Source organism: uncultured Streptococcus sp., from assembly GCF_963528215.1.
Taxonomy (GTDB): domain Bacteria; phylum Bacillota; class Bacilli; order Lactobacillales; family Streptococcaceae; genus Streptococcus.
In genome coordinates, this window is record NZ_CAURVL010000052.1 from 1 (window position 1) to 5,354 (window position 5,354).

At 43.9% G+C, this 5,354-nt stretch carries 6 protein-coding genes and 1 pseudogene; 5 read left to right on the forward strand and 2 right to left on the reverse strand.

What is annotated here, in order from left to right; all coding sequences use genetic code 11:
• Both RWS24_RS10535 and RWS24_RS10540 read right to left on the reverse strand, forming a co-directional pair.
• A partial coding sequence (locus RWS24_RS10535) for a ferric reductase-like transmembrane domain-containing protein (RefSeq protein ID WP_314367353.1) occupies positions 1-600 on the reverse strand: 600 nt, incomplete at its 3' end.
• Between the two features lie 158 nt (positions 601-758).
• Positions 759-1,973 (reverse strand): DUF2974 domain-containing protein, encoded by a 1,215-nt coding sequence (locus RWS24_RS10540; protein ID WP_314367356.1) that lies wholly within the window; start codon positions 1,971-1,973, stop codon positions 759-761.
• 149 nt (positions 1,974-2,122) lie between these two features.
• On the opposite strand from RWS24_RS10540, the gene RWS24_RS10545 reads away from it, so the two are divergent.
• The 5 genes and pseudogenes from RWS24_RS10545 to RWS24_RS10565 form a co-directional block, all read left to right on the forward strand.
• Entirely contained in the window at positions 2,123-2,809 is a 687-nt protein-coding gene (locus RWS24_RS10545; RefSeq protein WP_009659088.1) for a response regulator transcription factor, read from the forward strand.
• Positions 2,793-3,773 carry a sensor histidine kinase gene (locus RWS24_RS10550; RefSeq protein WP_314367360.1) on the forward strand — a complete coding sequence of 327 codons (981 nt, stop codon included), beginning with the start codon at positions 2,793-2,795 and terminating at the stop codon, positions 3,771-3,773. Before RWS24_RS10545 ends, RWS24_RS10550 begins: the two co-directional genes overlap by 17 nt.
• 11 nt (positions 3,774-3,784) lie before the next feature.
• On the forward strand, positions 3,785-4,165 hold the full coding sequence (locus RWS24_RS10555) for a class Ib ribonucleoside-diphosphate reductase assembly flavoprotein NrdI (RefSeq protein WP_314367363.1): 381 nt from the start codon (positions 3,785-3,787) through the stop codon (positions 4,163-4,165).
• A gap of 149 nt (positions 4,166-4,314) precedes the next feature.
• Positions 4,315-5,070, forward strand: a complete 756-nt coding sequence (locus tag RWS24_RS10560) for a TraX family protein (protein ID WP_314367366.1) — start codon at positions 4,315-4,317, stop codon at positions 5,068-5,070.
• A gap of 169 nt (positions 5,071-5,239) precedes the next feature.
• Positions 5,240-5,354, forward strand: a pseudogene (locus RWS24_RS10565) (ABC transporter ATP-binding protein); the annotation flags it as partial.

Below are 5,354 nucleotides of genomic sequence, written 5' to 3' on the forward strand. Positions count from 1 at the left end.
CTCTACGGTATCGTGGTTGAGGCGTTTGACCTGCATGATTTTTCCCAGATGGCGAAAGGCCAAACTTTGATAGAGGAAGATGATGTAAAAGCCAGAAGCTAAACCGATGATAGCGTAGAATCCGACTACGAAACCTAGCAAGGTCGGTGTTAGGAGTCGACCGCCCATCAGCATATAGGCGTGGAAGAGACCAAAGATATAGGCCAAATAAACAAAGCGGTGAATCCAGCGCCAAGCCTCATATTTGATGTGCTTGCCAAGATAGGCCACCAGAACAATGCTGACAAATAGATAGATGCCGACGTTCCCAAGCTGGGCTGCAAGATGAGAGCCCCAGAGACTGCCACCCATAGCAACATTGTGGAGAGCAAGCAGGACGACGGAAAAGATAGCTGTAAACTTATGATAAGCATACATCTTTTCGATGCCATGGAACCATTTTTCCAAAAGTGCGTTCCGAGTCGCAAGTAAAAAGGTCAGTGAAAGGGTTGTTAAGGCCAGACCGGGTACAATAAAGTTGGTCATTCCAGCTGAAGCCCAAGCATAGATGGTCAGGATTATGCTAACAGCAATAAGGGCGATTCCTTTGATAGATTTCATGATGGATTCCTTTCTGATTTTTATCACTATTTAGTTGTAAATGGATTTGTTACATTCTAACAAAGAAAAAACAAGCTGTCAAGATAAGAGCTTGTTTTGTTTTTGGTATGGATAAGCCAAGTCTACCATTAGATAAGCTATAGAGGACTTTTTTGATTTTACTCTTGAACCTCTGCGGCAGTGTCTTCCTTTTTGTCAGTCTCAGACTCGCCAAAAGGCAACTGCTTACTCCAGCGTGATAGGTTTTCTCGGATATCCTTGCCAATAGCAGAAGGCTTAGGCAAGCTAATGGAGTCTTTCCAGCTTTGGACACGCATATCCAGTAGTAGCTTGGACAAGCGCAGCAGCATGTCACGTTCTTGGTCTGTTAGAGATTGAGCATTTTTCAGGATATCAAGGACTTTGTTAAAGTTTTCAACATTGGACAGTTCGTCGACAGACTGGATACCAGCATCTAAAATCAGTCCGAAAAAGAGGTCGAAAAAGTCTTTAAGTTCTGCATCTGAAACGGTGCTCACCCAATTTTTAAAAGTCTTGTCTATCTGCAGGCTCTCTGCATCTAGTGTATCCAGCAATAGGAAAGAGTCTCCCTTGATTTTCCACGAAAAGGTATCGTGCTGGGCAAAGCCGCCGATGGCACTGCTTTTGACAATTCTAGCTTCCTTAGGTGTTTCCAGCATCATGCCGACGATGGAGTTCTGAGGCAGGTAGCGTTTCATCCTTTCAACCATGGCCTGATAGCCATCACTTTTGGTGACAGAGTGATTGAGACCGGGAGAGTCATAGCTGTAGATGGCTTCAATACGGTCTTGAAGCGATGCTTCCATCTGACTGGCTGCATAGGAAGCTAGATTGCCGCCTTTGGAATGACCACTTAGAATAAAGTTACCTGATAGACTTTCTAAGGCTTTTTGTAGGTAGCGGGCGGCCATTTTCTGAGCAGGGATCTGGTCCATATAGGTCATGTGGAAGTCTTCCTTCCAGCCGACAATGGAGTCGTCCGTACCGCGAAAGACCAGGACATAGGTATCAGGCTTGATTTTGAAAATCAAGGCAGCGAACTGCTTCTGGATATCTCGATCAATATCATTGACATAGCCCATCAGTTTTAGATTTTTAAAACGGGTAGAGGTTGTGGCTAAATCTAGCAGTTTTAGTCGGTTTTTGCTGACCATCATGGAGAGGTCGCGCGGTACTTGATCGGCCAAATCCAGCAGCCGGCAGTCGCAGTAAGGGGACATGTCTTCGTGCACTAGTTGGTCAAAAGGCAAGTAGGTCAGCTCTGTCAGAATTAGCAGATCCAGTTCATTGAAAGGTTTATCATAAATGCTGTCATGCTGGACTTCTTCAAGGTAAGTAACAATATTGCTCATGTTTTATCTCCAATTTCTACTAGTTAGTATAGCATATTTTCCTGATAGAATTTCTCTTTTTCAGAAAAATCCTACCTTAGACTGAGGATGATAAACAAGCAATCGCATTTTTTGGTATAATGTTACTAGCAAGAAATCGGGAGGGAAAGATGCACAAGATTTTACTAGTAGAAGATGATCCAGTTATCCGTCAGATGATTAAGAAAATGCTGGAACAATGGGGCTTTCAGGTAGTGGCAGTTGAGGACTTTATGGATGTGCTGACTGTCTTTGTCCGAGAGGAGCCGCATTTGGTACTGATGGATATCGGCCTGCCCTTGTTTAACGGCTATCACTGGTGTCAGGAAATCCGTAAGATTTCAACGGTGCCTATCATGTTTCTGTCTTCCCGCGATCAGTCCATGGACATTGTCATGGCTATCAATATGGGGGCAGACGACTATGTGACCAAACCTTTTGACAATAATGTCTTTCTGGCTAAGGTTCAGGGCTTGCTGCGTCGTTCCTATGAGTTTGGAAACGACCAGAGTCTCCTGGAGCATCAAGGCGTCATTCTCAATCTCAAGTCGACAGATCTGGTCTTTGATGGCAAAGTGGTGACCTTGACCAAGAACGAATTTCAGATTTTACGGGTCCTCTTCGAGCACTCGGATGGTATCGTAGCGCGTGATGACCTGATGAAGGAACTCTGGAATAGTGACTTTTTCATCGACGATAATACCCTATCTGTCAATGTTGCTCGCCTGCGTAAGAAGCTTGAAGAGCACGGATTGAAAAACTTCATCGAAACCAAAAAAGGAATAGGATACGGTCTCATCAATGGACATACAGGATAAATTTTTCTTTCTTAAATCTTACCTTTATTCACGGCGATTTTTTCTAGCTCTTTTGATTCTGCTGCTAGGTTTCATTTTGATTTTTGCCTTTGTCTTTGATGCTTACCGCAGTCTGCTAGAATATGTCGCGCTTTTGCTGGCTTTTCTGTCTTTCTTGTTTATCGGAGCAGATGCTTGGACGTCCTATAAGGCTTATCGCGGCCAGAAGCTGCAGGTCGCTGCTCAGGCTCAGACTCCTCTAGAAAAGCTCTTGCAGGAACGAGTGGAAGAGCTGGAGTACGAACAGAAGAATCAGCTCTTGGTTGAACAGGAAAAATACAATGATTTGCTGGACTACTACACTCTTTGGGTTCATCAAGTCAAGACTCCTATTGCTGCCAGTTCGCTCTTGATTGGAGACTTGAAGGATAAGGAAGCCAAGTCTCAGTTGGAGCAGGAGCTCTTCAAGATTGAGTCCTACGTTCATCTGGTGCTCCAGTACCTCCGTCTGGAAAGCTTCCATGACGATCTAGTGCTGAAGCAGGAAAATCTGGCTGATTTGGTCAGAGAAGTAGTCAAGAAATACGCCCTTTTCTTTATTCAGCAAGGACTCAGCCTCAATCTTCATGACCTAGACCACACGATTGTCACTGATAAAAAGTGGTTTCTTGTGATTTTAGAGCAGGTCCTCTCCAATAGTCTTAAATACACCAAAGAAGGCAGTATAGAGATTTATTTTCATGAGGGCAGCCTCTACATCAAGGATACAGGTTTGGGGATTCAAAATGCTGATTTGCTGCGGGTTTTTGAGCGCGGTTTCTCAGGTTACAATGGTCGTCTGACCCAGCAGTCATCAGGCTTAGGTCTTTATCTGTCCAAGAAAATTGCTGACCAGCTGGGACACAAGATTGCTATAGACTCTCAAGTGGGTCAGGGAACGACGGTTTCTATCGCCTTTCCTGAGAAGAAATTGATCTTTGAGTAGGAGGAAGAAAGTTGCTAGTAGTGGTTTACGATAGTCTGACTGGTTTGGGTAAAAAGTTTGCTAAAAGTCTGGAAATGCCTAGCCAGTCAGTCTGGAAAAAGCTGGAGGAGCCCTGTATTTTAGTCAGCAGAAATAGCGGAGCAGGGCAGATTCCGTTGACGACCAAGCGCTTCATCAGAAAGTACAGACATCTAATCAAAGGCTTTGTCATCAATGGCAATCAGAAGCGTTATCCGCGGACCTTTTGCGGGGCAACGGATAAGATAGTAGAGCAGTATGGTCTCCGCCATATTCGTAACATAGATGGCTCTGGAACGGAAGAAGACCGACAAGCGGTCAAAGGATTTTTAGAACAGTTGCAGGCTGAAGAAAGTTTTCATAAAAACCACTAGGTTTTGTGCTATTTTTGACGAATGCTCCTGCATGATTTTTAAAAGTGACAAAATTGTAAGAATAAAACCAGCAAATGAAAGGTTAGGTTATGGTACTGACCTTTCTTTTTTATTATCATAGAGTCAAGAAATAAGAAGGAGACAGAAAAATGAAATCAAAAGGTATAAATGCTTTTCAGTTGAAGCTCTTCATGGCATTTCTTATGGTTTTTGACCATATCAGCCAGATACCGGGACTGGTGCCGGACGGCTGGGATGGCGTCTTGCATGCCCTAACCCGCTGTGTCGGAGCAGCATTTGCCTTCATGGCAGTGGAAGGCTTTCTCCACACTCGCAACCGTCTAGCTTACAATATGCGGCTCTTCTTTTGGGCAGCCCTGATGCAGACAGGAAACTGTATCCTGACGCTTCTCTTTCAGGAGAAGGGCATCTACCTCACTCACAATATCTTCCTGACCTTGGCCTGCGGGGTTCTCATGCTGAGTCTTTTCTTTGGTTTTTCTGAAAATGGCGGAGCTGCTAAGGATAGGAAGCATGGTTTGCGGATAGCGGCAGGAGTATTAGTCTTGCTGGCCGGGCTTCTCTTTAGCGAAGGAGGCATGGCTCTGCTTCCTTTCATGCTCTTGACCTACCTTTTTAGAAATCAAGTCTTTTTCAGAAACTTGTCCTATGTAGTTTGGGCGGGAGTTCTCTTTGCCATGAGTATTCAAATTTATCCAACCTTGCAGGACACGCTATCGATGCTGCTCTATAATTCAGACTGGCTCTTTATCAGTGTTCTTCCTCTCTTGCACTTCTATAATGGTGAGCGAGGATCCAGCAGCAAGTGGAGCAAATATTTCTTCTATATATTCTATCCATCCCACCTTTGGCTAATTGCCTTGATTGCCTTTTGGGTAAAATGAAGCTCATCTCATCTTACAAAACTGTAAGATTGCACTTTAAAATGTAAGCTTAGGTTATGGCAGGGCGGTTGGTATTGAGATAAAATAGACTTATCAATTAGGAGACAGTTCATAAATACTGCTAAAAGCAGGGCTTTAATAGGAGCCTGCTAAACAGAAAGGAAGCAAGATGACATTATTAGACGTACAGCACGTGAAAAAAATTTATAAAACCCGCTTTCAGGGTAGTCAAGTAGAGGCACTGAAGGACATTCACTTTACGGTAGAAAAAGGTGAATATGTCG

Excerpts from the sequence above, each read along its gene's own strand:
- RWS24_RS10560 (WP_314367366.1), top strand. The coding sequence starts at position 4,315 with ATGAAATCAAAAGGTATAAATGCTTTTCAGTTGAAGCTCTTCATGGCA.
- RWS24_RS10550 (WP_314367360.1), top strand. The coding sequence starts at position 2,793 with ATGGACATACAGGATAAATTTTTCTTTCTTAAATCTTACCTTTATTCA.
- RWS24_RS10540 (WP_314367356.1), bottom strand. The coding sequence starts at position 1,973 with ATGAGCAATATTGTTACTTACCTTGAAGAAGTCCAGCATGACAGCATT.
- RWS24_RS10545 (WP_009659088.1), top strand. The coding sequence starts at position 2,123 with ATGCACAAGATTTTACTAGTAGAAGATGATCCAGTTATCCGTCAGATG.